Source organism: Paenibacillus chartarius (assembly GCF_042432825.1).
Lineage (GTDB): Bacteria > Bacillota > Bacilli > Paenibacillales > NBRC-103111 > Gordoniibacillus > Gordoniibacillus chartarius.
Genome location: NZ_JBHLWN010000020.1, coordinates 1 through 26,567, shown reverse-complemented (window position 1 = coordinate 26,567; position 26,567 = coordinate 1). Strand labels below are relative to the sequence as shown.

Genomic DNA, 26,567 nt, shown 5'->3' with positions numbered 1-26,567 from the left:
ATCTTAGGGGTAAACATACAGGCAAGACCAACACATCAACGAAAGGGAGTTCGAACATGAAAGCAGAGACAAGAAAATGGTTTGGCGTATCGACTGCGGCACTGGTGCTGACAGGCCTGCTGGCGGCTTGCTCCGGCCCGGCCAAGGATGCTGCACCTGCCGGCGGCGCAAGCGGCAATGCAAGCAAGGAGCCCGTCACCTTGAAGGTGGAGGTGTTCGACCGGGGCAATGCGCCTGCAGGGGCAGGCCCGGTCGATAACAACTACTGGACGCAATGGATTCAGAAAAATTTCGGGGATCCGAACCATATTAAGCTGCAGTTCGTTCCCGTACCGCGGAATCAAGAGGTGGATAAGCTCAACGTGCTGATGTCCACCGGCGATGCGCCCGATATCGTGTTTACGTATGACACGAATACGATCTACAACTATGTCAAGAGCGGCGGGTTGGCCGATCTCGGCCAAGTGGTCGAGGAGCACGGCCCGAACCTGAAGAAGTTCCTAGGTAAGGAGGTTCTCGACTATGGCGTCTTCAACGGGAAGCAGTATACGATCCCGGCGAAGAGAACGCTGGTATTTACCCAGTCCACGTATATCCGCAAGGATTGGCTGGATAAGCTCGGTCTGCCGGCGCCGAAGACGACGCAAGAATTTTACCAAATTATGAAAGCGTTTAAGGAGAAGGATCCGGGGCAAACCGGCGGCAAACTGATCCCTTACGACTTCTCTGCTATTGAAGGTACGACCATTACATCTCCAGGCGTCCTGATCAATTCCTTCGTGAAGAAGATGTCGGAGGAGGACCGTTACGCGTTGTCGTCGACATCGGGCACCTCAATCCCGGAAATTACGAAGCCGGGCTACAAAGAGGGCGTCCAGTTCCTGAATAAGATGAATGCGGAGGGCTTGATCAATCCGGACTTTGCCCTGGACAAAGACGGCAAGAGCTTCGAGAAAGCCGTGGCGAACGGACTCGTCGGCGCCTTCACGGCGCTGGCCGCTCACCCGAACCTGATGGCCCCCGGCAGCGTCTTCGACACGCTCAAGAAGAACGTTCCGGGCGCCGAGTACATCGCGATCGACCCGTTCACGGACGAAGACGGCAAATCGCCGAAAGCCGTTTACGATCCGATCGGCGCGTACATCATGGTTCCGAAGTCGAGCAAGCATGCGGTGGAAGCGGTGAAATATTTGGATTGGATGTCGAAGCCGGAAGTGCTGTTTACGCTGCAGAACGGCATCGAAGGCCAGCATTATACGCTGGAGAACGGTTTCCCGAAGCCGATCACGACGGACGAAGCGAAGAAGACGTTCTACAATAACACCGATATCGCCATCATCAGCAACGGGAAAGAGTTCGGCTCCCAGGAAAAAAATATCGAAGCCGCCTCAATCCAATTCGCAGGCTACAAAGAACTGGCGAAGCAGACGATTCTTAACGGGCTCAAGGACGGGTACACCGTGCCTCGCTTCGATCGCCCGATCGATTCGGAGATCAAATTCGGCAAGACGCTCAAGGATAAGGCGCAAGAGGCTATCGTCAAGAGCATCATGGCGAAGCCGGAAGATTTCAGCAAGACGTTCGATTCGTTAGTCGGCGAATTCCTGAAGCTGGGCGGTCAAGCCGTCATTGACGAACGCAGAGCCGCTTACAAAGATATGAAGAAGTAATCCATAGACCGCAATCGCAGAGCACATCAGCTTCGTGCTAAATCCGGGAACATCCGCTGCTTCATGACGGGTGTTCCCGTTTTTTGTTCGGTGAAGCCAGTTGTATCAACGGATTCGGAATTCGGCTAACATCCGGAAAACGGTCTATTGTTTCGTTCGCCGCAGTTCACGTATAGTATGGGTAATATGGGCGGGGGACCGCTTACAGAATTTTTGCAGGAACGGAGCGGTCGAAGGCTGCCCGGTTGCCTGCGGGAATGAATAAACACGACTACATAGCGGGGTGGCGAAATGAATCGGCAAACGATTTATTTGGCGGGAGATTCGACGATGGCGAACTATCCGCCTGACAAATATCCGATGCAGGGCTGGGGCAATAAGCTTCACTTATTTGTGCCCGAATCCGTTCGGATCGTGAACAAGGCCGCGAACGGGAGAAGCTCGAAGAGCTTTATCGACGAAGGAAGGCTGGCCGAAATTGTAGACCTGATCAAGCCGGGCGACTGCTTGTTCATTCAATTCGGACACAACGACAGCAAGGAAGATGCCGGGAGGCATACGAGTCCTTGGAGCACGTACCCTCTTTATTTGAAGCAATACATTGACGGGGCTAGAGAGAAGGGGGCGTGTCCCGTACTCATCTCGCCGATTTGCCGCAGACATTTTGACGCAGACGGGTTACTGATCGACACGCACGGCGATTATCCCCGATCGATGGAAGCGCTGGCAGTCCGGGAGAACGTCCCCTTCATCGATTTATGCGGACGCAGCGCCGTCGCCTTCAAGGAAATGGGAGAAGCCAAATCGAAGGAGTGGCTGACCTGGCTGGAGCCGGGCGAGCATCCGAATTACCCGGAGGGGGTTCAAGACAATACGCATTTGAACGAGCAAGGTGCGGAGGCTGCCGCTCGAATGGTGGCTGATGCGATCGCCAGGCTGAATCTGAAAATCGGCTGAAATCCTCTGATTTTTATACAGGTCTGATCGAAGAGAGAGTCGAAATAGCAGGTAAGGAGGGCTAGCATGAAAACACAGCATAGAAAGCGGATCGGAGCTTCCGCTGCTGCACTGGCGCTGACCGTCATGCTTGCGGCTTGCTCCAGCTCTTCTCCTGACGTCTCCGGAGGCGCCGTGAGTCTGGCGCCGGTCACCTTGAAGGCAGAGGTGTTCGATAGGGGAAATGCGCCCGCGGGCGCCGGACCGGTCGACAATAACTTCTGGACGCAGTGGATTCAGGAACATTTCGGCGATCCGAACTACATCAAGCTGCAGTTCGTGGCCGTGCCGCGGAATCAAGAGGTGGACAAGCTCAACCTGCTGATGTCTACCGGCGATGCACCCGATATTGTGTTTACGTACGACACGAATACGGTTCACAATTACGTCAAGGGGGGCGGCTTGACCGAGCTCGGCCCGCTGATCGACAAGTATGGGCCGAACCTGAAGACGTTCCTCGGTCCCGAAGTTTTGGCCTACGGCGTCTTCAACGGCAAGCAGTATACCATCCCGGCGAAGCGGCCGCTGCCCTATACCCAGTCTTCTTATATTCGCAAGGATTGGCTGGATAAGCTCGGACTGCCGGTACCGAAGACGACGCAGCAATTTTACGAAACGATGAAAGCGTTTAAGGAAAAAGACCCGGGGCAAACCGGCGGCAAAGTGATCCCTTACAGCTTCTCTTCGATCGACGGTACGACGATTACGTCCCCGTTCGTATTGATCCAATCGTTCGTTACCAAGATGCCGGAAGAGGATCGCTACGCACTATCCACGACCCCGGGCACCTCGGTCCCGGAAGTGATGAAGCCGGGCTTCAAAGAGGGCGTCCGCTTCCTGAACCAAATGAATGCCGAAGGCTTGATCAATCCGGACTTCGCGCTGGATAAAGACGGCAAAAGCTTCGAGAAGGCTGTGGCGAACGGTTATGTCGGGGCCTTCACCGCGCTGGCGGCTCACCATGTGCTAATGGGTACGGGCAACGTCTTCGATGCGCTGAAGAAGAACGTTCCGGGTGCCGAATACGTCGCGATGGATCCGTTCACCGATGAGGAGGGCAAGTCGCCGAAAGCGGTGTACGAGCCGATCGGCATGTATATCATGGTGCCCAAGTCGAGCAAGCATGCGGTCGAAGCGATAAAGTATTTGGATTGGATGTCGAAGCCGGATATTCTGTTCACGCTCACGAACGGTATCGAGGGCCGGCATTATACACTGGAGAACGGCATTCCGAAGGCGATCGTGACGGACGAAGCGAGGAACACGTTCTACAATAACAGCGATCTGGCGCTCGTGATCAACGGCAAAGATGTCGGCTCGCGGGATAACAATGTGGAAGTCGCGTCTCTCCAATTCCCGAGCTACAAAGAGCTGGCGAAGCAAACGATCCTTAACGGACTAAAGGACGGCTACACCGCACCGCGCTTCGACCGCCCGATCGATGCCGAGATCAAATTCGGCAAAACGCTGAAGGCAAAAGCACAGGAAGCGATCGTGAAGAGTATTTTGGCCAAGCCGGAAGATTTCAGCACTACGTTTGATACGCTAACCCGGGAATATTTGAAGCTGGGCGGTCAAGCCGTTATCGACGAACGCAGAGCCGCCTATAAAGCAATGAAAGGGCAGGCGGAATGACGGCGCAGGCCTCTTCCGGCGGTTACCGCATGCTTAAGAGCACAGAGGGTGGGGAAGATGAGGATCGGTAACAACAATTACATCAAGAGGATGCTGCTGTCGTACCTTCCCATACTGTTTGTTACGGTTAGTATGCTGGTGTTTATTTTCATATCCGTTATTAACGAAATAAATGTCCGCAATGCGAGTCAGGCGAACCGGCTGACGGCCGCATTCATTGCGAACATGGTGGACAGCTCGCTGAAGGGGATTGCGTTCGACGCGCAGAAAATGGGCGAAACGAGCGAGGAGCTGCAGCAGTTTCTTGTCGGACCTTCGGACCGGGCCCGGGAGTACGATGTTTCCAATCTGCTAAGCACGCTCATCGTTCGATACGGGCTCATCGATTCCGTTTACTTGTACCGGGCCCGGGACGGCAAGGTGCTCGATCAAAGCGAGATTCGCCCGATCGAACAATTTCCCGACCGCAGCTACGTCCGCAGCTCGATGGAAAGCATACTGAGCGGCGTTTGGTCGCCGCCTCGGCTTAAGGAGAACGGCGCCGCATCGGTGAGCGTCACGTCGCTGGGGCTGAAGATCCCGCGCGATTCCGGAAGCTTAGGCTACTTAATGATTAATATCAAGGTGTCGTCGCTCGATTCCTATATTCATCAAATGATTGACCAAAATATTACGGAGGCGCAGCTGTTCGACGCCCAGGGAAAGCCGTTCTTCGGCGAAAGCGGCGCAGCATCGTCCAGCAGCACACTGAATGCGGAGGTCGTTTCGGACTACACGGGCTGGAAATACCGCATGAGCATTAAGGGCGGCAAGCTGTTTGATTTTCTGCTTCACGGAAGTACGGTATGGATTTTGCTGGCGCTGGGGGCCATTGTCTTCGCGATCGGCTCTACCTTCTACGTGACCCGCAGGAGCTATAAGCCGATTGAGGCGATTTTGCATCGGATCGATCGGTTCTCCTCCGCCATCAAGCCCGCCGAGCCGGGGGAGAACCGCAACGAATTCGCCTTCATCGATCATGCGATCGAGCGGTTGATTACGAATAATATGGCTTTCCAGGAAAAACAGCAGGAGCACCTGGTGATCCGCAGACAGCAGTTTTTGCAAATTTTGCTAAAAGGGGAGTACGAAGACGACCGGGCTGCGTGGGAGCAGGAATGGCATCACTTCGGGCTGGCGGCCGGCCACTTTATCGTAGCGCTATTGGAGATCGATCACTACGTGCAGTTCGGTCTCAAGTACAGCCCGGGTGATCAATCGCTGTTCAAATTTATCGTCAGCAGCGTTGCCGTCGAAATCTCCGAGCAGAACGGCCAAAGGATCGTGACGGAGTGGATCTTCAAGCATCAGCTTGTCGTCCTGCTCATCTCGGATGACGGCGAAGCTCTGGAGCATCAAATGCTGCAGCTTGCGGAGCAAGTGAGAGTGTGGGTGGAGCAGCATCTGGATTTTACGGTTACGATCGGCATCGGTTCGCCCGCTCACCAAGAGCCGGCGATCGCCCGTTCGTTCGACGACGCTTCGGCGGCCGTCAGCCGCAAGGTTACGCTGGGTGCGAATCAAATTATCGACTCGGTTGAAGTGATAGGGAAGCCGGACGGCGAATGGTTCGCCTACCTGGAAAGCATCCGCACGATCGTTCGCAAGCTCCGGATGTCCGAGCCCGAATGGCCCGACGAGCTGAAGCGGCTGTTCGGCGAGATGGCCGTACAGCGCCTCCGCAAGGACGATGTCAACCGTCTGCTTCATTACTTGGTGTTCCATCTCGAGTACGAGCTGGACGGTGCGCTGCCTGAAGCGGCTAAAGAGCGGCTGCTGGAGGCGAAGTCGGGCCTGCTCCTCGCTCTAGAGCAGTCGGATACTCTGCAGGAGCTGGAGGCGTGCTTCCTCACCGCCTTGGAGCCGCTTGCCGGGCAGGTCGGAGAGCTTGCGCAGAGCCGCCGTCATCATGCGCTGATTCGGGACATTCGTAACTATGTGACGGAACATTTCATGGATCCCAGCCTCTCTCTTACCCTGCTGAGCGACCGGTTTCAAATCGGACCCAAATATTTAAGCCAGCTGTTCAAGGAAAGCACCGGCGAGAACTTCAGCGATTTTCTCATCGGGTTAAAAATGGACTATGCGAAAAAAATGCTGCGCGAATCGGATGCTTCGGTGCAGACGATATCGGAAATTATCGGCTATGCGAACACGACTTCGTTCATCCGGGTATTTAAGAAAATCGTAGGCGTCTCTCCGGGACAATATCGGGAAAGTCAGATGAAGCACGGAGATTCCAGATAGATCGTTGAGGAAGGATGATGACAGGTGAATCGCAGTGGTAACGGTGTTCTAAAAATAAAGGGGCAGGTGCGCGTTCGCATTCCGGAGGCGCTGACTTCGCCGGTTGAGCACGCCGTCCGGATGCTGGTCCGGGATCTCGAAGCGGTGTTAGGCACGGCTCCCGAGCTTGTTGCGGGCGGTCAGCAAGCGGCGGAGCTTCATATCCGCTATGCGAATGAGCAAGACGACATTCCGCAGCGGCCCGAGGCGTTCGGCTTTCGGTTCCCCTCCGATGGAACGTCACTCCGTATGGATATTGTGGGCCGGGATGAGCTGGGGCTCGTTTACGGGATTTTGGAATTCAGCAGAAAGGCTTTGGGCATTCAGCCGTTTTGGTTTTGGGCGGATCAAGCGATCGCTGCGCGTTCCGAAATCGATATTCCTTGCGAAAATTACGACGCTCCGGCACCGAAGGTCCGTTACCGCGGGTGGTTCGTTAACGACGAGGTGTGCTTGATCGGCTGGAAGGAGCCGTATCCGCCATCACGGGAAGTGTGGGAGCCGGTGTTCGAAGCGCTGCTGCGCTGCGGCGGCAATATGGTCATTCCGGGTACGGACCTGCCGCGCGACGGCATCCATTACAAGCTCGCCGCCGAGATGGGCCTGTGGGTCACGCATCACCATGCCGAGCCGCTGGGCGCCGAGATGTTCCTGCGCGCCTTCCCGGGGAGAAAACCAAGCTATCACGAGGAGCCCGAGCTGTTCGAAAGCTTGTGGCGGGAGGCAATCGAAGAGCAGAAGGAGATGAAGGTCGTTTGGGTATTGTCGTTCCGCGGCCAAGGAGACAAGCCGTTCTGGATTGACGACCCTTCCTTCGACACGCCGGAGAAGCGCGGGGCAATGATCAGCAAGGTCATCCGGAAGCAGTACGACATGATCGCGAGCGCTGTGGACAATCCGGTGTACTGTGCGGCTCTTTATGGCGAAATATCCGAATTGTACAAGGGCGGTTATGTGGACCTGCCGGACGACGTGATCAAGGTGTGGGCCGATAACGGCTACGGCAGGATGGTGTCCCGCAGACACGGCAATCTCAATCTCCGGGTACCGGCGCTTCCGGCGGAAAGGGACGGCGGTAAGCATGGCGTGTACTATCACGTCACGTTCCACGATTTGCAGGCTTCGAATCACCTGACGATGTTCCCGGGGCCGGCGGCTTTTCTGAAGCAGGAGATCGAATCGGCGTTTGCGGCCAGAGCGGATGAATACTTGCTGGTCAACTGCGGCAACATCAGGCCCCATGTGTACCAGCTGGATATCATTCGGGAGCTGTGGAGCGCCGGCCATATCGACGCGGACCAGCACTTGAGCGAGTTCGTGAGCGGCTATTATGGGGCGCATCATGCTGAGCTGGAGGAGCTGTACCGCAGCTATTCGGAAGCGGCGATTCCGTACGGGCCTAACGCCGACGATTTGGCCGGCGACGAGTATTATCACCATCCGGCCCGGAAAATCATCGGCCACTGGCTGCAGGGGAAAGGCGATCAGCCGCTCGAAAGGCTGTTCTGGGCCGTAGGCGACGTTCCTTTCCAGGAACAAGTGAAGGGCTTCGAGGAGCGGCTGGGGCAGGGCATGCGGAAGTGGGAGGCATGGCTGCAGCGGTGCGACGAGGTTGTGGCGGCAAAGCTCGGCACGGACGACGCCCGGCGGGCGGCGGATCATCTGAGGTTCCACGGCGCCCTGCATTTGTCCGGCTGCGAGGGCTTTTACTGGCTCTGCCGCGCTTACGGGGAATATCGCGAAGAGCGTTACCCGCAGGCGTTCGTCTTCGCCTCCGAATCGTTGTGGTGCTACCGGAAAGGCCTAGACGTACTGAGGGATGCGGAGCATGGCAAGTGGGACCGCTTCTATCGCGCGGATTGGCTTACGAATATCGAGAGTACCGTGTACAATGTGGACACGCTCAGACGCTTCCTGCGCATGCACGGCGACAGTCCCGACTTCTTCCTGTGGTATAAGGAATACCTGATGCCGGAAACCGAGAAGTACATTTATTTGGAGAACACGCACCGCAACCCGCTTTCCGACGACGAGCTGGCGATTAGGCTGAAGAGGCATTTTCAGGAGACCGGCGCGATATAACTAAGTTAAGCGGCTGGATAGCCGCGGAAATAAAGAGACAAGGAGCGGCCGCCCGTTGGCGGCATCGGCCTTGTCTTTTATTTTTATCAAATATATGCGACAAAATCCTAATAAAAACCTAACAAATTCATCTTAAAGTACCGATATCAATATGGCGAGATTTGTCAAAACGTATCGATTCATGCGACAACATTACTGTTCAAGGGAGACCTGGCTATGAGATTCAAATGGAAGGACATTTCGATCCGCTTCAAACTGACTCTGCTGCTTCTCATCATTTCCATCGTTCCATTGCTGGCTACCACGTTTTTCTCCGTATCCTATTTCAGCAATTCGGCTCGTACGGAGAATGAGAACATTCAAGAAGACCTTACAAATATTTATATGGCCCAATTGAACCAGTGGATTCAAGCCAAAGCGGCAAGAACAGAGACTTTGTTGAAAAGTCATCCCGAGTTCAAGAAAGGTGACCCGAAACACATTCTTCCGCTGCTGAAGGCATTAAAGGAAAGCGACGCCGATATCCAAAACTATAATTTCATAAATCCCGAAGGCGTCGGAGTCGATATTTCGGGCGTACCGATTAATGTTAGCGACCGAGACCACTTTCTGAAGGCGAAATCAACGAAAAAAACGGTCGTCGGCGATATGCTGCTCAGCAAAGTGTCGAACCAGTACATCTTTCCGATCGATGTTCCCGTACTGGACGATGCCGGCAATTTGGTCGGAGTCATCGTCAGCACCGTGTCGCCGGAAGCTTTCACAGCGGTCACCAATCGCATCAAAATCGCTGAAACCGGCTACGGCTATCTGTTATCCGGTATAGGCGAGTATTATACGCATCCCGACACCGGCCGGATCGGGAAAAAGCTGGAGGAGTTCTCCAAGGGCGAAGATGCGCAAAAATTCCAAGACTACGTGCTCAATCACGAATCGGGAACATTCACGTATACGGACGACGCCGGTGTAAGAATGATCAATTACTTCGGGACTATACCGAATACGAATTGGAAGCTCGTAGTGGCCGTACCGGAAGCCGAAGTGCTTGCCCACGTGAATCTAACGAGGAAAATATCCGTTTCTGTCATGGGGGCGGTTGTTCTCTTAACCTTGATCTTTGCCCTTATCGTTTCCAGGTATATTTCGGCCATGGTGCTGACGCTATCCTCCTTCATGAAGAAGGTTGCTGCCGGAAATTTGACGGAACGGCTCCCCGTTAAGTCGCACGACGAAATGGGCCAATTAATCGGCAGCATGAATACGATGCTCGATTCCTTCTCGGGGATTGTTGCGAAGATCCATTCGTCGATCCGAAGCGTTGCCGCTGCCACCGACAAATTTACCGTAACGACGGGGTTGTCGTCCGAATCGGTTCAACAAATCGGCAGCTCCATCCGGGAGATCGCCGAAGGAACGAGCGTTCAATTCGCCGGTGCCGAGCAGTCGGCCAGAGCGATGGAGGAAATGTCCAGCGGCATCCAAAAAATTGCCGAGTCCTCCGGTACGGTGTCCGATCAAGCGGCAGGCGTATATGGCCGGGTGGAGAACGGCAACAACGATATTCAGAAGGCCATCGGCCAAATGAGTATTATCAATGACACGGCGAATGCCGCTTACCAGGTTATCCATGAGCTCAACGCACATGCCATGGAGATCGGCAACATTATCGGACTGATTTCGAATATTTCCAATCAAACGGCGCTGCTGTCGCTGAATGCCTCCATTGAAGCTGCAAGAGCCGGAGAATCCGGCAGAGGCTTTGCCGTCGTGGCCGGCGAAGTGAAAAAATTGGCGGAGCAGACGAAGCAGTCCGTCAACAGCGTGTCCGACCTGGTCCGGCAAATTCAGAGTTCGTCGGTTAGCGCGACACAATCGATAAGTCAAAATAAGCAAGAGATTGAACATGGTATTGTGCATATGCAGCAGATCGGTCATACTTTTTCCGCGATTCGCAGCTCGATTATGCAAGTTTCCGAGCAGGTGCAGGAAATTTCCGCCGCGACCCAGCAACTATCCGCCGGTACGGAGGAGGTTTCGGCCTCGATGGGACAAATGGTCCATATCGCACAGACTTCGGCGGCGAATTCGCAGCTGGTAGCGGAGCATTCCGACAAACAAATTGCGTTGATGGACGATATGGTGGCTTCGACCCAAGCGCTGAATGACATGATGGCCGAATTGGAGCAACTGACGGCTTTGTTTCAAGTGAAATAGAAGAAGACATTCGGCAGCGACCGTTTGCCCGTATTCCGGGGCAAGCGGTCGTTTTTCGTGTACGCCCGGCATGGGCGATCCGGCCGCAGGCGGTTGCCAAATTCATTCAGCGGATATTCAGCGAAGATTCAATGAACCCTCAGCCCATTATCATGTCCCTTTAAGGTTAGGTGCCTATACTTCAAAGTGTAAAGCAGATCAACACACAAGCCACTTGAAAGGAGCAGATAACGATGAAACCATGGAGCAAAAAAATGATGACAGGCACACTGGCGGCGGCGCTCTTGATCGGAGGTGCGGCGGTCGCCGTACAACAGCAGAAGGCTTATGCCGCAACGAATTCTACGGACGGCGCGGCGAGCGCTCAGGCAGATGCAGGCAAGGCTTTCGGAAGGGGAGGTGAACGAGGTAAGGGCGGCTTCCACGGCGGCATGCAGGTGACGAAGGAAGCGGCGGCTCTGATCGGCATCGACGAGGCAGCGCTTCGTACCGAGCTTGGCCAAGGCAAGACGCTGGCTCAGGTCGCACAGGAGAAGGCGGGTCTGAGCGAGGCGGATCTGCTGCAAAAGCTGGTCGACGCGCAAACCAAAGCTATCGACGATGCGGTCGCGGCAGGCAAGCTGACGCAGGAGCAGGCGGATCGGCAGAAGGCAGGCCTTAACGAACAAGTGCAGCAGCAAATTACGAGCGTTCTTCCGGCAGGCGGCGAGCCCGGCAAGCGCGGCGGCAAAGGCATGGGCCGGGGCCTGGGCGGAATGTTCGGCGGGCAAGAGCAAATCGCCGCTTTGCTGGGGATGACGGAGGATGAGCTGAAGACCGCTCTGCAATCGGGCCAATCGCTCGCGGATATCGCACAGGAGCACGGCGTGAGCCGGGATCAGCTGATCTCGCAGATCAAGTCCGGTCTTGATGAGGAAATCGGTCAGTTCATAGACCGCAAGATGCCCCCTAAAGCTCCGGCAAGCACAGAGACGACCGCACCGGCAGCACCGGCTGCCGACACGTCTGTAACAGGGGCGTAACATAGAAGTAAAGGAGAGGAACGGCTTGAAGAAGCAGCACACGTGGAAATGGATCTTATTCGGGGCCGGAGCGCTCATCGTCATCGGCGCTGCGTACCACTTCTTATGGAGCGGAGGGCCGGGCTACGGGCCGCGTACCTTCGGGCGAGGGCACGGAGGCGGCATGAGCATGATGCCGCACGGCATCCGCGGCGGCCGCGGCGGCTTTGGAGGACAAGTCGCGCATGGCTTCGGCACTATACGGTTCTTGAGCTGGCTGCTGCCGCTCATGATGCTGGTCGGCGGTGCGCTGCTGTGGAAGAAGGCTAAGGACAGCAGCTTCGTACGCATCGTCGGTATGAGCTTCGCCGCAGCGGGCTTGCTTCTCTTGACGCCGCCGGTCATCGGCATCCCGATCGTACTGGTCGGTGCATACTTGGCTTACAGAATGAACAGGCAGCCCGCTCCGGTGCAGTCTTATGCGGGACAAGCCGAGCCGCTTGCCAACCCGATGTACACCGAAAATGTAAACAACGCCAAGCTGCTCGACGAATGGGAGCAGCAAGCTATGAAGGAGGACAACTAAAATGGGTATTTTCTCTCGAGTTAAAAGCATTGCACTTGCGGACATTCACGATGCGCTGGACCGCATGGAAGATCCGGTGAACATGGTTAAGCAATATATCCGCGAGGTTCAGGAGCAGATCGATAAAGTGCGTACAACGCTGGCGGGCCATTTGTTTACGGAAACGCAATGCGAGGCGCTGGTTAACCGTACGGAGGAGCTGGTCGCGAAGCGTACCCGCCAAGCGGAGCTGGCTGTCGACCGCGGTGAGGATGCTATCGCCGAGCTGGCGATCCAGGAGAAGCTTGTGCAAGTGCAGAAGCTTGAGATGTACCGTGAGCAGTACGAGGCTGTCAAAGCGCAAACCGCCGCTTTGCTTGAGCAGCTCAGGGAGCTGCAGGCAACCCGCGAGGCACTGGTGCAGAAGCACGAGGCGCTTGCCGCCCGGGCCGAGGCCGCCCGCACGATCCGCGACGTCAACCGGGTCATCCACTCCTTCGACGCACAGAAGATGAACGGCGCCCTCGCCGGCATGGAGCAGCAGGTGTGGAGATGGGAAGCGGAAGCGAAAGCGAGCCGCGCCGTCAACCAGCTGATGGGCGGCAGCGCCGTCCAGGAGCGGGAGCGCAAGCTTCGCGCAGACGTCATGGAAGAGCTCGCCATGCTCAAGGAGCAACGGAAGCAAGCCTAACGTGTGAACGGCAGGCCGGGACCGCCCCAATCGGGCGAGTCCCGGTTTTGTCGGATATAAGCTGCACTCCATAGTTTGGCTGAATAGGCGTTACGGTGGCGTTACGTGCCTTCATTCTGATTTTGTCCACCAAAATTAGGAAATTGGGACACTCCAGCTTTCCCGGCGGGTCCATTCCACACATACCGATACGAGTCTCAATTTCACATATGTAGAGGCTTGTGTGAACGTTTCATTTTCGAGAGGTTTAGGAGCTTGACTCTGTACATCGCCATCTGCCGAGTCATCTCGCTTAAATTACGGATTCCCGGGGCTTTATTTTCTCAACTCCACGAGCATCGGTCAAAATAACGGTTTGCGGAGGAGCTAATTTTTCGTGTAAGCGCAAACATTTAACGTTCAACGCACCAAGCCGCCAAATAAGTCCCTCGCAAACCGCTATCTCCACCGATATGCAGCTTTCGAGCGAAATAAGGACGTCCGAAACCGCTAACCAATAACGCTGCCAACTAAGGGAGCATAGCACGGCATACGTAACCAACAACGCTGCCATCACGGGAGGCAAAGAGCGGCATACGTAACGGCAGAGTCTCTTAGCGCAACGGCGCCGGTCGGTAAGAACGCAATGTTACAGCGTCAGAACTTTCGACAGAAATGCGCGCATATGGAAGGGGTTTCCGTGCAAGTATGTTAAGGGTAAAATAAAGATATCGATTCGAGAGGAGGCACTCAGGATGAGCGGAAATACAGGTGTCAAAGCCGTCAAGCTGGACATGGATGCCGGGGGGAGATCGTTCGTCGTCCATGCAACGCTGCTGTGGGATGAGCGGGACGTGATTCTCGTCGATACCGGCATCCCCGGCCAAATCGAGCGAATTCGCGATACGCTGGCGGCGGAGGGCTTCCCGCTGGACAGGCTGACGAAAGTGATTATTACGCATCAGGATTTGGACCATATCGGCGGACTGCCCGGGCTGGTTGGCGCCACGAACGGACGTATCGAGGTGCTCGCCCACGAGCTGACGAAGCCCTACATACAGGGCGAAGCGCCGCTCTTGAAACGCGGCATCGTCGTTCCTCCCGCCAGAGTGGATGCGACACTGCAGGACGGAGACATTCTTCCGTATTGCGGAGGGATTCGGGTTGTGTTCACACCGGGCCATACACCGGATCACATTTGCCTGTATCATGAGCCGAGCCGAACGTTAATTTCCGGCGACGCCCTGACCTCGCACGAAGGGACGCTGATGCCGCCCGATCCGAATTTTACGCCCGATATGGAGGAGGCGCGCAGGTCGGTGGCCAAGCTTCTGCCGCTGCCGATCGAAACGATTATTACGTACCACGGAGGCGTATGTACGGAGCGCCTGCAAGAGAGGCTTGCCGAAATTTCCAAGGGCTGATGAGCGATATGAAAATGAGGCCGACTCACGGCGGGAACGGTTCCCGTCCGAGATCGGCTTCGTTTCGTTTGATCGTACTCTCGTTTACGGCTCATCCTTCTTCAGCCGAGAAATATTCCGGATCATGGAAATATCTATGTTGACACAATACGATATATCGTAATAATATAACGATATATCGTATTGAAAGGTGAGTGCAATTATGAGATATAGCGATCACCGTTTCGGACCGTCGCGTCATCCGGACGGGTACCGTGAACTTAACAAGAGGTATCGTCATGGCGAGCACCGGGGCGGACACGGCGGAAGGGGGGAGGGCAAGCGCTTCTTCGAACGCGGAGGTTTCAAATTCGCCCTGCTTGAGCTGCTGGCGTCGGAGCCGATGCACGGATATCAGTTAATGAAGGCGATGGAAGAGAAGACGGGCGGGCTGTACTCGCCGAGCCCCGGCTCCATTTACCCGAATTTGCAGCTGCTGGAAGACATGCAGCTGATCGGCTGCAAAGAAACGGACGGCAAGAAGCTGTACCATATTACGGATGAAGGCGCGGCCTTTCTGCGCGAAAGAGAAAGCCAGGACAAGGAGCGGCCGGAGAAGCGTTGGGAGCATGGACGGCATCGGCATCACGGAGGAAGATATGGGAAGCATTACTTGCGCGCCTTCGTCAAGGAATGGTCCGATGTCGTCTACTTGATGGCGAGGGCGGCGGAAGCGGCGAAGGAGAACCCGTCCTCCGAGCAGGCGGCGCAGTTTCAAGAGCTGATGAGCAAGCTCCAGGATAACCTGAAAGACATCGTGGCCTCGCTGCCGAATGCGGATTCGGACGAAACGACTGCAGACGGGACGGGTTCGTTGCCGAATGACAACCGGGACGAATGATCGGATGAAGTCCTGTGAAGCGGGCGAAAGGGGCGATACGTTATTGAAGTCTAAGGGTATCCTGAAACCGTATTTCGGAGATACGTGGCGTATTTATGCGTCGTCATTCGCGCTGCATGCGGCCGCAAGCATCGTGTATGCCTATTTCCCTAAGGTGCTTGGCGGCTTCACGGACCGGCTGCAGTCCGGGGAGCTGGCCGGACACGATGTCGTTCGGTACAGCCTGCTGCTGCTGGCGGTCGGTGCGGGGCATGCGGTCATCGGCGGGTACGGCCAATATTTGATCATGTATGTCGGCCGCCTGTTCGAATTTATGACCCGCCGCCGTCTGTTCGCGCATTTCTCGGAGCTGAGCGAGCGTTATTATTCGCAGAACGGCGTCGGCAAAATGCTCAGCTATTTCATGAACGACGTCACCGGCGTTAGGGAATCGATCTCCATGGGCATCAACCAACTGGCGATGGCGACGCTGCTCTTGCTCTCGTGTATCGGCGCGATGCTCCTGAGCGACATCCCGCTCTACCTGGTAGCAGCCTCCGTCGGACCGCTGCTGCTGATTCCCTGGATCGTAACGCGCTTCGGGCCGGCCATCCGCAAACGGTCGATGAGGGTGCAAGAAGCGCTGGGTGCGATGACGGAAACGGCCGAGGAGCAGTTCGGCGGCATTCGCGTCGCGAAGAAGTTCGCGGTAGAGCCGATCATGACCGAGCGCTTCGGCTCTTACGTCGACCGGATTCGGGACAGCCAGCTGTCGCTGGTCCGGATGTCTTCGTTCTTTCAGGCGCTTGTTCCGTTCCTCGGCTCGATGTCTTTAATCGTCACGCTGGCGCTCGGCGGTTACTTGACGGTTACGGGAAAGCTCACGCTCGGTAATTTTGTAGCGATGACCTTGTACGTCCGGATGCTGATGACGCCGCTGCAGCAGATCGGCAACGTCATCAACACCGTGCAGCGTTCCCGCGCGTCCCTGCAGCGGCTGAACGAGCTGGTCGAGGTGCGGCCGGACATCGTAGAGGCGGAAGATGCCGTGCCGGTCGATCTCGGGCAAGCTGTCGTGCATATGCAAGGGCTGACGTTCTCTTATCCAGGAGCTTCGGAGCCTGCTTTGCGGGACATCGATCTCGAGATTGCTCCCGGCATGACGATTGGCATCGTCGGACGGACCGGCAGCGGGAAGACGACGCTCGTCAAGCTGCTGCTTCGCATGTACGATCCTCCTGCGGGCGCGATTCGAATCGGAGAGACGGATATCCGCAAGCTGACGCTGGAGAGCTTGCGCAGCCAGATCGCTTATGTGCCTCAGGACGGCTTCCTGTTCAGCACGAAGATCCGTGACAATATCGCCTTCTCCAGACGGGAGGCCGGACAGGAGGAGATCGAGATCGCGGCCAAGCAAGCACGGATCTATGATAATATCGTCCAATTCCCCGATCGCTTCGAGACGAAGCTGGGGGAGCGGGGGATCACGTTATCCGGAGGACAGCGGCAGCGAACGAGTCTGGCGCGCGGCCTCATCAAGCAGGCTCCGTTCATGATCCTGGACGACAGCGTCAGCGCCGTCGATGCCGTCACCGAGAGCGAGATTGTGCAGACGATCCGGGAAGAGCGGCGGGGCAAGACGACCGTGATTATCACCCACCGCATCAGCGCTTTGAAGCACGCCGATCTGATTCTCGTCATGGAGGGCGGACAAATCGTCCAGCGCGGGAATCATGAGGAGCTGCTTGCCCGGCCGGGGCTGTACGCTGCGCTCCACGCGATTCAAGAGGAGGGAAGCCAGCATGCGGCAGGCCATTACTAATTGGCAGACGGATCAGAAGACGGATACCGGCAGGAAGCAGAAGCCCCAGTATCGTTCCGCCCTTCGAGTCCTCGTCTCTTACGGCGCAGAACACCGGATGACCTTTGCGCTGGTCGTGCTATGTACCGTGATTGCAATTGCAGCCGAGCTGCTCCAGCCGTACTTGGTCAAGATTGCGATCGACGACAATCTGATGGCGGGCAAGAACGACTACGGCGGTCTGCTGACCATTTGCGCCATTTACTTCGGGTTGTCGATATTGGGGCTGTTATTCAGTTACCTTCAGAGCAATTTGCTGCAGAACGCCGGGCAAAGCATCGTGGCCAAAATCCGAAAGCAGCTGTTCGGGCACATCACGAAGCTGTCCATGTCCTATTTCGACAAGACGCCGAGCGGCAGCCTCATTACGCACGTCTCGAGCGATACCGAGGCGCTGAACCAATTGTTCAATCAAGTGATTCTCACGCTGCTGCGCGACGGTTTTACATTGGTCTTCATTCTGGTCATGATGTTTCAGCTCGATAGAACGCTCGGCATGTATTGCTTGGTGTTGCTGCCGCTGATCGCAATCATCGCGGTCGCGTTCCGTTCCTTTATGCGCAATACGTACCAAATGGCACGCACGCGGCTGTCCCGGCTCGTCGCATTCGTGGCCGAGAACTTGTCGGGTATGAGCTTGATTCAAGCGTTCCATCAGCAGAAGGCGCAGGCGGAGCAGTTCAAAGAGCGGAATGACGCTTACTACAAGGCTAATATTCGCGAAATTCGCACGCTTGTGCTGTTTAACCGTTCGTTCGATTTGCTCGGCAACCTGACGATCGCTTTCGTCGTATGGCTCGGCGGCATGGCAGTCCTGGACCGAACGCTGGAATTCGGCGTTCTGTATGCGTTCATCACGTATATTCGCCAGTTTTTCCAGCCGGTAATCGCCATCACGCAGCAGTGGAACACGCTGCAATCGGCTACCGTTGCGGTTAACCGGATATGGGGGGTGTTCGATATTCGCCCCGAGGTCGAGGACAAACCGCAGCCGGTCCGGATCGAACGGGAAGCGGTTCAAGGCCGTATCGATTTCAATCGCATTACGTTCGGTTATGAGAGCGGTTCGCCGGTCATTCACGGACTCGGCCTTCATATCCATCCCGGCGAAATGATCGGCATCGTGGGCACGACCGGAGCGGGCAAGAGCTCGCTGATCAGCTTGCTGTGCCGATTCTACGATGTCCAGGAAGGCAGCATCCTTATCGACGGCATCGATATCCGCGAGCTGCCGCAGGCCGAGCTGCAGCGGATCGTCGGCCTTGTCCAGCAGGAGCCGTATCTGTATGCGGGCAGCATTATCGATAACGTAAGAATGTTCGACGAATCGATCTCTCGCGACGAGGTCATCCGCGCATGCGAATTCGTCGGCGCAGACCGGCTGGTCCGCCGCATGAAGGACGGCTACGAGACGAAATTATCGGAGCGCGGCAGCGGTTTGTCCGCAGGCGAACGGCAGCTGTTGTCCTTCGCGCGCATCATCGTCTTCCGCCCGCGAATCCTGATCCTGGACGAAGCGACCGCGAATCTGGATTCCCAGACGGAGCAGCTGATTCAGCAAGCGCTTAAGGTCGTGTCCGAAGGACGGACGACGCTCGTCATCGCTCACCGCTTATCGACTGTCATGCAGGCCGACCGGATCATCGTGATGCGCCGCGGCCGAATCGTCGAAGAGGGGAAGCATCACGAGCTGCTTGCGATGCAGGGCTATTACGAAGAATTGTACCGTCATGCTCAAGGCGGCGAGCCCGGTGCGAACCGCGGCCGCTTTCAGGGAAACTTTCAGGGAAGCCGGGCGGCGAATCCCGTCACGGGATAACTGATTTACCAAATTAGAGGAGGCTATGAGCTATGTTCATTCAAACCAGAACGATTGTCGTGAAGAAAGGTAACGCGGAGCAGGTCGTCGAGCGCTTCAGCCAACCCGGCCCGATGGACGAAATGGAAGGACTTATCGACAAGACAGTCATGGTCAATCGAAAGAAGCAGGAAGACGAAGAAGAAGTCGTTGTGATGATCCGATGGAGATCCGTAGAGGATTGGAAAAATTGGGAGAAGAGCGACGCTCACATTCAAGGCCACCGGCAAAACCACGGCAAACCGAAGCCGGAATTTGTCATCAGCACGACAGTGAATATGTATGAAGTGAAGTCGATCAAAGAAGGTCCAGTGGAGTAGCATGATAATGAGGTGATACCGTGTTCTTGCGCAGCTGCGAGATTGTGAATCGGACCGGAGCGTCGGACTATCCATTCAACATTCCGGCGATCCGGAGCTTGACTTCCCTTCAGTTTAAGACCAATGTGACCTTCTTCGTTGGCGAAAACGGTTCGGGCAAATCGACCGTCCTCGAGGCGATTGCCTATCAATGCGGTTTTAACACGGCGGGCGGCGGCAGGAACAACACCTATGAAGTCGATGCCTCTCACTCCGGACTAGGCGATTATGTCAGGCTGTCCTGGATGCCTAAGGTGACGAACGGATTTTTCTTGCGGGCGGAAACGTTTTACCACTTTGCTTCGCATTTGGATACGATGCCTGAGAGCTTGCCGTATTACGGCGGCCGGTCTCTGCATCAGCAGTCGCACGGCGAAGCGTTCCTATCGCTGTTCAAGCACCGTTTCGGGAAACGGGCGATCTACCTGCTGGACGAGCCGGAGGCGGCTCTATCGCCGGCAAGGCAGCTTGCCTTACTGCGGGTGATCAAGGACTTGGAGCGAGAGGCCCAATTTATTATCGCGACGCATTCGCCGATTCTGCTCGGATATCCGGATGCGCAAATCTTGAACTTTGACGATCAGCCGGTCGAAGAAATCCGGTACGAGGATACGCTGCACTATATCGTGACGAGACGATTTCTGGAGAACCGGGATAAAGTGCTCGCCGAGCTGTTTGAAGACTGACGGTTAGGCGATTAGCATCTTATGAATAGCCGCTAAGCATTTGATCCATGATCAAGTGCTTTTTCCCCATTGCGCAGCCTGCGACTCCCGTTCCGGGAGGTTTGGAATGCAGCGGCGGCTTCTACGATTTGTTCGATGCTTAGCTCACGCTTGGGCCCCGGCTGAGGCGGTTTGACAAGCCCCCGGCTGAGCGCAAGTCCGCGCGGCAGCATGCCGACAACAGCCGGATCAAGAAGCTGGAAAACGCCATTAAGCCGGCCAGACAGAAGGGCTAATGCGGATACATCAGTGCCTGGTGGCCGGCCCCGGTAGGGGCTCCGGATTTTTCCATAATTTTTCACCGATTTTCAGGTTATCTTCAGCTTTCTCTGTTATGATGGTAGCAAGTTTGACGAACATATCTTCTTGCACTACAATATGTAGTGGGGTGAGCGCAGATGAAAATTACGAACTTCAAGTTTCATGAGAGGGGGCTGAATCGTTTTTTCGGGCCGCTGGAAGCGCGAATTCTTGATATTCTCTGGGAGAAGCCGGAGCAATCGATCAAGGCGGTTCAGGAGAAGCTGGACCAAGAGAAGCCGATTAACTTCAATACGGTGATGACCGTTATGAATCGGCTTGTGGACAAAGGCATTTTGTCGCGGCGTTCGGCCGGCCGTTCGTCGGTGTATTCCCCTACGGAATCGAAAGAGCATTTTCTCGAGAAGCAATCCAAGGAAATCACGCACGAGCTGATCGAAGATTTCGGCCCGCTGGTGGTCAACCATATGATCGATGCGATAGAAGATGTGAATCCCGAGCTGCTCGAGCAGCTGGAGCAAAAAATTAAAGCGATGAAGAAGGAACGATGAATGATGTGGGAGCGCCGTTCTCGTACTCTATTTTGGTCGTCCTTGATATTGTCCGGCTTCATTATCGTGCAGATGCTGTCCTATACCGCACAGATGATGTTTGGGTGGTCCTCCAATTTTAACCTGTTCCAGATTTGCATGACCTGGCTTCAGGCTACAGGATTAATATACCTGATGTATGTGCTGAATGCTCTCGTCGTTACGACGCTCGGATATGGCATATGGCTGGCGGCGAAACAAGGGTATTGGGCCCGGCGGTCGTGGCGGAGCATGCGGTCCGCACAGGACCGGACGTTGACGGAGCAGATGCTGAAGCAGTTCAAGCTGGCCGAAGGCGAGCTGATCGTGACGACTCATGCCGGGCTGATTGCCCTGACGATGGGCTTCCTTCGTCCCCGGATCGTTCTGTCTGCCGGCATGATGCGGCTGCTGGACGACGCGGAGCTGGAAGCGGTCGTTCTGCATGAGCGGTTCCATCAGCTGAAGCGCCACCCGCTTCGCAGCTTCGTTACGCTGTGGCTGTCCAAGGTGCTGTGGTACGTTCCGATTCTCGCTTGGTGCCACCGGTACAATCATATGTTTCAGGAAGTGCTGGCCGACCGGTATGCGATTCGAGTGAAAGGCGAAGAGTCCAGCCTGGGCAGCGCGTTGATCAAGCTTGTCCGGCAAGGAGGCGCGACGCTGCCGTTCGCGTATTCCGCATTTGCCGATACGTCGGTCAATTTCCGAATCCAGCATATGATCGATCCGCAAGCGGAGCCGCCTTTTCATTTCCCTTGGGAGCTAATGATTCGTTCGGCGGCGGTCATCATGGGGCTATCGGTGCTGTTTGATTTATTGAGCAGATAACCCCCTTTTTTTCGGCGCCAACACTACACAATGTAGTGTATATATCATATTAGAAAGTAGGATGATGGAGAATGAAGAAAGCATTAATTACTGGTGCAACGGCTGTTGTCGTTTTGGTAGGCGGAGGCTATTGGGCTTTCGACTATTTTGCAGGCAACCATGTGGAAGTGAAGCAGGTCATTTCGAGCGATGCGGCTGCTCAGCCGGCGATGGCCGCGGGAGCATCCAATGCGGCTGCGGCGCCGAAGATGGACGGAACTTGGAACATCCAGACCGGCTCCGAAGTGTACTTCTCCGTAACGACGTCGAAGGAAACGGTCAACTTCAAGATTGATGCCGTTAAGGGCAGCTGGGAATATAATGCGGCCGATCCCGCGAAGATGAAAGCGGAAGCCGCTGTCGACCTATCGAAGCTGAACTCGGGCAACGCCCAGCGGGACAACCATATTAAAGGGAAAGATTATATGCAAGTCGATCAGTTCCCGGAGGCCAAATTCACGGTGACGTCGTTCGAGCAGCTGCCGAAGGAGTGGCAGGAAGGCGTCAAAGTGCCGTTCACGATGAAGGGCAAGCTGGAAGTGAAGGGGATGTCGAAGGACGTGACCTTCGAGAGCGAAGCGCTGCTCGAACAAGGCCAAATCAAGATGCAGGGAAAATCGAAGGTGACGTTCGCCGACTTCGGCATGAAAAATCCGCATACGGTTGTGCTGGATACGCAGAATGACGTGACGCTGCAGCTGAGCTTGATCTTAAAACAATAACAAACCGATGCGGAGGCTGTCCCGGCAGGTAGATCCAACTACTTGTCGCGACAGCCTCTTTTGGCTTGCATGCCTTACATGACGGACGTTCGCCCAAGTCCTGTATGGGGGTGAGATTCGCCGGGTTATCGGTAGGATACTTTGATTAGAAGGCAGCCGCATGCGCAATGTTGCGAAAGCGGCTGCCTTTCTGTTAAGGGAGGAGTATAAGCCGCGGCGTTAGCGATGCGTGATGCGAAGCATGGTTGGGGTAGCTGGGGCGTCAGCGATGCAGAACATCGTATGTCACCGGATGCGCCATCCGGAGCGGTATAGGGCGGGGACCGTTAGGCGGATGGAAGCATAATTCACAATGCCCCTACGCAACCTAAGAGTAAATGGAAACTGAGGTGAACGATGGACAAATTTCAAATTTCCATTCCCCAGGCCATGATGCTTGCCATTTCCTCGATTACCGTAACCGGACATCTGTTGTTCATCCCTGTCATTCTGAACCATTCCGGCAGAGATTCGTGGCTGTCTCTCCTGCTGGTGTTGGTGCCGGCGGCGTTGACCGCTTATGTAACCGCAGCGCTTGCACAAAAATTCCCGGGGTGCTCCGTCGTCGAATATGCCGAGCTGGCCGTGGGCAAATGGCTCGGCAAGCTGTTCGCCGCCGTCGCCATTTTCTATTTCTTCCATGATATAACGATCTCCATACGGGGCTTCGGCGAGTTCTTTACGTCGTCCGTGACACCGCGCACGCCGATCCTGGTCTTCATGACCTTGATCGTGCTGCTTGCCGTATATGCGGCTCGGGGCGGCATCGAGACGGTCGCGCGGACGAACCAAGTGTTCTTGATGTGTATGATTCCAATCGGCGTGCTCGCCTCGGTGCTGACGCATAAGGATAAGGATTATCTCAATTTCCTGCCGATGCTGGAGCACGGCATCCCGCCTGTGCTGATGGGGACATTAAGCCTTTTGTCGCTGTACAGCACCTTCTTCGTCATGAGCATGGTGTTTCCGCACGTGAGCGAGTCCGGAAGGAAACGGCTCAAATGGTACAGTGTGCTGACCATCCTCATTCTGATTATCATGTTTTTGGGCCCGGTAACAGGGCCTATAGCCATATTCGGGGAAGAGCTCAGCCAAGGGCTTAGCTTTCCCAGCTTCCAGATTCTTCGGGATATCAAGGTCGGGCAGCTGCAGCGTCTGGATTTTATCGGAATCCTGCTGTGGAGTCTCGGCTCCTTCGCCAAAATTTCGCTGTTCTTGTACGCCGCCTGCAGCGGAACGGCCAAGCTGTTCGGCTTGAACGACTACCGCAGCCTGACGACGCCGACCGGGGTGCTGCTGATCATCGTAGCCCTTTACAATAACGACAGCTATGTTGAACTGTATGACTTTCTAATGGACGTATATCCATTCTACTCCACTCTGATCGGTATGGGGTTACCTTGTTTGCTTATGATCGCAGCCGTCTGGAGAGGCCGGATGCGGGGCGGGGCGGGAGGTTCGACATGATTGATATGATAAAACAGCTGCTGCGCTCGAAGACGAATCATGCGTTCCGCATCACTGCCGAGGCGCAGCCCCCATCGGCGGAGCGATGTCAGGACCTGGCTGCGGAGATCGAGACCGCAATCGCCCAAGTGACGGAAGTGTTCGGTCCTGCGAGCGACGTCGTTGTCCGCCGTATCGAAGGGGAGGAGGGCAAGCTCGCTGCCCTCTTGTTCATTAATTCCCTTGTCGATAAAATGACGCTCGATACGCATGTAGCCAAGCCGCTGATCTCCTTCCTGGGGGCGAAGTCCGGGCTTGGCACCGTCCCGCTCGAACATATCGGAAACATGCTCTCAACGGCTAGAGTACGGGTCATCGTTTCCCGCGAAGAGGCGGTTCAGGCAATGCTGGAAGGGAATACCCTCGTCTTAATGAACGGGGCGGGCGAGGGGCTTGCGTGCGAAACGAACGGCGGCCAGCGGCGGTCCGTCTCGGAAGGGGAGCGGGAAAATGTCGTTCGCGGCTCGCATGAAGCGTTTAACGAGGCGTTAGAGACCAATATCGGGCTGGTCAGGCGGCGAATTCGCAGCCCGCGGCTGCAGGTCGAGCAGAGGGCGATCGGAACGGTGTCGAACACGCCGCTGGCGGTGCTGTACATCGAGGGTGTAGCCAAGCCGGATATCGTTGAGCAGGTGCGTGAGCGGTTAGGCGCCATTCGCATCGATGGCGTGCTCGAATCGCTATATATCGAAGAATTGATCGAGGACCGGGCATATACGCCGTTCCCGACCGTCTTCAGCACGGAGCGTCCCGACCGGATTGCGGCTTGCTTGCTGGAAGGGCGTGTCGCTATCATGCTGGAAGGAACGCCGATGGCTCTCGTCGTGCCGGCGACGATCGGCTTGTTTATTTATTCCAATGAGGACTATTACCAACGCTTCGATATATCCTCGCTGCTGAAGCTGCTGCGGACGACGACGTTCCTGCTCTCGTTCTTCCTGCCGGGCTTCTATGTCTCTTTGCTGACGTTTCATCAAGAGATGCTGCCGACACCGCTATTGATCGCCTTAACCGGGCAGCGGGAAGGGGTGCCGCTCGGCGCTGCGCTGGAGATCGCTCTGATGGAGCTGACCTTCGAGATCCTCCGGGAAGCCGGTATTCGCCTGCCGAAGACTGTCGGTACGGCGATATCGATCGTAGGCGGCCTCGTGCTCGGACAGGCGGCGGTCGAAGCGGGGCTGGTCGCTCCGGGCACAGTCATCACCGTATCCTTGACCGCGATTGCCTCGTTCACGACGCCATCGTACAATATCGCCATTTCCGCCAGAATGATTCGCTTTTTCCTGCTGGGCTGCTCCGCCGTACTGGGGGCGTTCGGATTTTACTTCGGGGTCATTCTGGTATTCACCCATCTTCAGACGCTGCGATCGTTCGGTGTGCCTTATATGTCGCCGATCGTCCCTTTTCATAGGCAGGGGTGGAAGGATACGTTCTTGCGCTTTCCCTGGACGAAGCTGAAGATGAGGCCGAAGGAAGTGGCCAGTCCCGACAACAGGCGGCGGCTTAATCTGGACCCTGAAGGAGAGTCGGGCGGGTGAGGACGTATGTGATCAGGCTGCTGCTGCTGCTCCCTCTGCTGGCGGTTGGCGGCTGCTGGGATAAGAAGGAGTTGAACGATCTGGCTGTCGTTATGGGTGTCGGCATCGATAAGGACCCCCGCGGCGGCATTTACGTGACGGCCCAAGTGATTAAGCCGCCCGCCAAGCAGGGCGGGACGGCCGGAGGCTCGGCGCTTCCGACGTGGAGCTTGTCCGAACGGGGGAATACGGTTATGGATGCGATTCACAATTTGAACGAAATCTCGCCGCGCCGTCTGTACTGGTCGCACATGCAGATTATTATTTTCAATGAGGAAATAGCCAAAGAAGGGATCGCTCCGTATATGTCCTGGTTCTCGCGAGACCCGGAGAGCCGGACGGGTACCTATATGGCGGTTACAAGAGGGAAGGCGGCGGATTTGCTCAATACGAAGATCGAGCTTGGCAACGTGCCTGCGAAGACGATGGCGGACTTGATTCAAACAGCCAGTCTCCGCCAGCTGCCCACCCGGAAAATGACCCTTCGCGATTTCACCAGCTACTTGGCCACGCCGGGCCTATCCCCCACGATGGATGTCATAGATATCGAATACGTGAGGGGGAAAGCCGAGACGTATGTTGTGGCGGATGTGGCGTTGTTTAAGGGGGACCGGCTGGTAGGCTACATGAAAAAGCCGGATAAAATGGGGATCGATATGGCTCTGAGGGAGTACCGCAACGCGCTCATCAAAGGCAGCTGCCCCGGCGAGAAAGATAAATAGGGCTTGCTGAACAAGATTCGTTCCATTTACACCCAACGTAAGTCTCTAAACCCAAGC

General features: G+C 55.8%; 21 protein-coding genes. All 21 read left to right on the top strand.

Annotation, left to right across the window (positions count from 1 at the left end):
- The first annotated feature begins 56 nt into the window (after nt 1-56).
- Nucleotides 57-1,670 (top strand): extracellular solute-binding protein, encoded by a 1,614-nt coding sequence (locus ACFFK0_RS03590; RefSeq protein ID WP_377468526.1) that lies wholly within the window; start codon nt 57-59, stop codon nt 1,668-1,670.
- Nucleotides 1,671-1,961: 291 nt separating this feature from the next.
- A complete protein-coding gene (locus ACFFK0_RS03585; RefSeq protein ID WP_377468525.1) occupies nt 1,962-2,627 on the top strand; it encodes a rhamnogalacturonan acetylesterase in 666 nt (221 codons plus the stop codon).
- Between the two features lie 66 nt (nt 2,628-2,693).
- Entirely contained in the window at nt 2,694-4,301 is a 1,608-nt protein-coding gene (locus ACFFK0_RS03580) for an extracellular solute-binding protein (protein WP_377468524.1), read from the top strand.
- Nucleotides 4,302-4,358: 57 nt separating this feature from the next.
- On the top strand, nt 4,359-6,587 hold the full coding sequence (locus tag ACFFK0_RS03575; protein ID WP_377468523.1) for a helix-turn-helix domain-containing protein: 2,229 nt from the start codon (nt 4,359-4,361) through the stop codon (nt 6,585-6,587).
- A gap of 54 nt (nt 6,588-6,641) precedes the next feature.
- Nucleotides 6,642-8,708, top strand: a complete 2,067-nt coding sequence (locus ACFFK0_RS03570) for a glycosyl hydrolase 115 family protein (RefSeq protein ID WP_377468563.1) — start codon at nt 6,642-6,644, stop codon at nt 8,706-8,708.
- 216 nt (nt 8,709-8,924) lie between these two features.
- Complete coding sequence (locus ACFFK0_RS03565; RefSeq protein ID WP_377468522.1) at nt 8,925-10,922, top strand: methyl-accepting chemotaxis protein; 1,998 nt, start codon at nt 8,925-8,927, stop codon at nt 10,920-10,922.
- A gap of 233 nt (nt 10,923-11,155) precedes the next feature.
- Nucleotides 11,156-11,944 (top strand): hypothetical protein, encoded by a 789-nt coding sequence (locus ACFFK0_RS03560; RefSeq protein ID WP_377468521.1) that lies wholly within the window; start codon nt 11,156-11,158, stop codon nt 11,942-11,944.
- A 25-nt stretch (nt 11,945-11,969) separates the two neighbouring features.
- A complete protein-coding gene (locus tag ACFFK0_RS03555) occupies nt 11,970-12,509 on the top strand; it encodes a hypothetical protein (protein WP_377468520.1) in 540 nt (179 codons plus the stop codon).
- Between the two features lies 1 nt (nt 12,510).
- Nucleotides 12,511-13,179, top strand: a complete 669-nt coding sequence (locus tag ACFFK0_RS03550) for a PspA/IM30 family protein (protein WP_377468519.1) — start codon at nt 12,511-12,513, stop codon at nt 13,177-13,179.
- Nucleotides 13,180-13,913: 734 nt separating this feature from the next.
- Nucleotides 13,914-14,582, top strand: a complete 669-nt coding sequence (locus ACFFK0_RS03545; RefSeq protein WP_377468518.1) for an MBL fold metallo-hydrolase — start codon at nt 13,914-13,916, stop codon at nt 14,580-14,582.
- A 202-nt stretch (nt 14,583-14,784) separates the two neighbouring features.
- Nucleotides 14,785-15,462: a PadR family transcriptional regulator gene (locus ACFFK0_RS03540; RefSeq protein WP_377468517.1), complete on the top strand. Its 678-nt coding sequence runs from the start codon at nt 14,785-14,787 to the stop codon at nt 15,460-15,462.
- A 43-nt stretch (nt 15,463-15,505) separates the two neighbouring features.
- Entirely contained in the window at nt 15,506-17,263 is a 1,758-nt protein-coding gene (locus ACFFK0_RS03535; RefSeq protein ID WP_377468562.1) for an ABC transporter ATP-binding protein, read from the top strand.
- The gene (locus ACFFK0_RS03530) at nt 17,244-19,121 is read left to right on the top strand and encodes an ABC transporter ATP-binding protein (protein WP_377468516.1); all 1,878 of its coding nucleotides are present in this window, start codon (nt 17,244-17,246) and stop codon (nt 19,119-19,121) included. The genes ACFFK0_RS03535 and ACFFK0_RS03530 overlap by 20 nt, the downstream gene beginning before the upstream one ends.
- Nucleotides 19,122-19,153: 32 nt before the next feature.
- The gene (locus ACFFK0_RS03525) at nt 19,154-19,480 is read left to right on the top strand and encodes an antibiotic biosynthesis monooxygenase (protein ID WP_377468515.1); all 327 of its coding nucleotides are present in this window, start codon (nt 19,154-19,156) and stop codon (nt 19,478-19,480) included.
- A gap of 20 nt (nt 19,481-19,500) precedes the next feature.
- Nucleotides 19,501-20,205 (top strand): AAA family ATPase, encoded by a 705-nt coding sequence (locus tag ACFFK0_RS03520; protein ID WP_377468514.1) that lies wholly within the window; start codon nt 19,501-19,503, stop codon nt 20,203-20,205.
- Between the two features lie 437 nt (nt 20,206-20,642).
- A complete protein-coding gene (locus ACFFK0_RS03515) occupies nt 20,643-21,056 on the top strand; it encodes a BlaI/MecI/CopY family transcriptional regulator (RefSeq protein ID WP_377468513.1) in 414 nt (137 codons plus the stop codon).
- Nucleotides 21,057-21,905: a M56 family metallopeptidase gene (locus ACFFK0_RS03510; RefSeq protein ID WP_377468512.1), complete on the top strand. Its 849-nt coding sequence runs from the start codon at nt 21,057-21,059 to the stop codon at nt 21,903-21,905. It begins immediately after the preceding gene.
- Nucleotides 21,906-21,976: 71 nt separating this feature from the next.
- Complete coding sequence (locus ACFFK0_RS03505; protein WP_377468511.1) at nt 21,977-22,666, top strand: YceI family protein; 690 nt, start codon at nt 21,977-21,979, stop codon at nt 22,664-22,666.
- Nucleotides 22,667-23,062: 396 nt separating this feature from the next.
- Nucleotides 23,063-24,172, top strand: a complete 1,110-nt coding sequence (locus tag ACFFK0_RS03500; RefSeq protein ID WP_377468510.1) for a GerAB/ArcD/ProY family transporter — start codon at nt 23,063-23,065, stop codon at nt 24,170-24,172.
- Nucleotides 24,169-25,749: a spore germination protein gene (locus ACFFK0_RS03495; RefSeq protein ID WP_377468509.1), complete on the top strand. Its 1,581-nt coding sequence runs from the start codon at nt 24,169-24,171 to the stop codon at nt 25,747-25,749. Before ACFFK0_RS03500 ends, ACFFK0_RS03495 begins: the two co-directional genes overlap by 4 nt.
- On the top strand, nt 25,746-26,510 hold the full coding sequence (locus tag ACFFK0_RS03490; protein WP_377468508.1) for a Ger(x)C family spore germination protein: 765 nt from the start codon (nt 25,746-25,748) through the stop codon (nt 26,508-26,510). The genes ACFFK0_RS03495 and ACFFK0_RS03490 overlap by 4 nt, the downstream gene beginning before the upstream one ends.
- Nucleotides 26,511-26,567 lie beyond the last annotated feature (57 nt).

Excerpts from the sequence above, each read along its gene's own strand:
- ACFFK0_RS03550 (WP_377468519.1), top strand. The coding sequence starts at position 12,511 with ATGGGTATTTTCTCTCGAGTTAAAAGCATTGCACTTGCGGACATTCAC.
- ACFFK0_RS03515 (WP_377468513.1), top strand. The coding sequence starts at position 20,643 with ATGAAAATTACGAACTTCAAGTTTCATGAGAGGGGGCTGAATCGTTTT.
- ACFFK0_RS03545 (WP_377468518.1), top strand. The coding sequence starts at position 13,914 with ATGAGCGGAAATACAGGTGTCAAAGCCGTCAAGCTGGACATGGATGCC.
- ACFFK0_RS03505 (WP_377468511.1), top strand. The coding sequence starts at position 21,977 with ATGAAGAAAGCATTAATTACTGGTGCAACGGCTGTTGTCGTTTTGGTA.
- ACFFK0_RS03510 (WP_377468512.1), top strand. The coding sequence starts at position 21,057 with ATGATGTGGGAGCGCCGTTCTCGTACTCTATTTTGGTCGTCCTTGATA.
- ACFFK0_RS03525 (WP_377468515.1), top strand. The coding sequence starts at position 19,154 with ATGTTCATTCAAACCAGAACGATTGTCGTGAAGAAAGGTAACGCGGAG.
- ACFFK0_RS03540 (WP_377468517.1), top strand. The coding sequence starts at position 14,785 with ATGAGATATAGCGATCACCGTTTCGGACCGTCGCGTCATCCGGACGGG.
- ACFFK0_RS03575 (WP_377468523.1), top strand. The coding sequence starts at position 4,359 with ATGAGGATCGGTAACAACAATTACATCAAGAGGATGCTGCTGTCGTAC.
- ACFFK0_RS03590 (WP_377468526.1), top strand. The coding sequence starts at position 57 with ATGAAAGCAGAGACAAGAAAATGGTTTGGCGTATCGACTGCGGCACTG.
- ACFFK0_RS03565 (WP_377468522.1), top strand. The coding sequence starts at position 8,925 with ATGAGATTCAAATGGAAGGACATTTCGATCCGCTTCAAACTGACTCTG.
- ACFFK0_RS03495 (WP_377468509.1), top strand. The coding sequence starts at position 24,169 with ATGATTGATATGATAAAACAGCTGCTGCGCTCGAAGACGAATCATGCG.
- ACFFK0_RS03530 (WP_377468516.1), top strand. The coding sequence starts at position 17,244 with ATGCGGCAGGCCATTACTAATTGGCAGACGGATCAGAAGACGGATACC.
- ACFFK0_RS03585 (WP_377468525.1), top strand. The coding sequence starts at position 1,962 with ATGAATCGGCAAACGATTTATTTGGCGGGAGATTCGACGATGGCGAAC.
- ACFFK0_RS03580 (WP_377468524.1), top strand. The coding sequence starts at position 2,694 with ATGAAAACACAGCATAGAAAGCGGATCGGAGCTTCCGCTGCTGCACTG.
- ACFFK0_RS03500 (WP_377468510.1), top strand. The coding sequence starts at position 23,063 with ATGGACAAATTTCAAATTTCCATTCCCCAGGCCATGATGCTTGCCATT.
- ACFFK0_RS03560 (WP_377468521.1), top strand. The coding sequence starts at position 11,156 with ATGAAACCATGGAGCAAAAAAATGATGACAGGCACACTGGCGGCGGCG.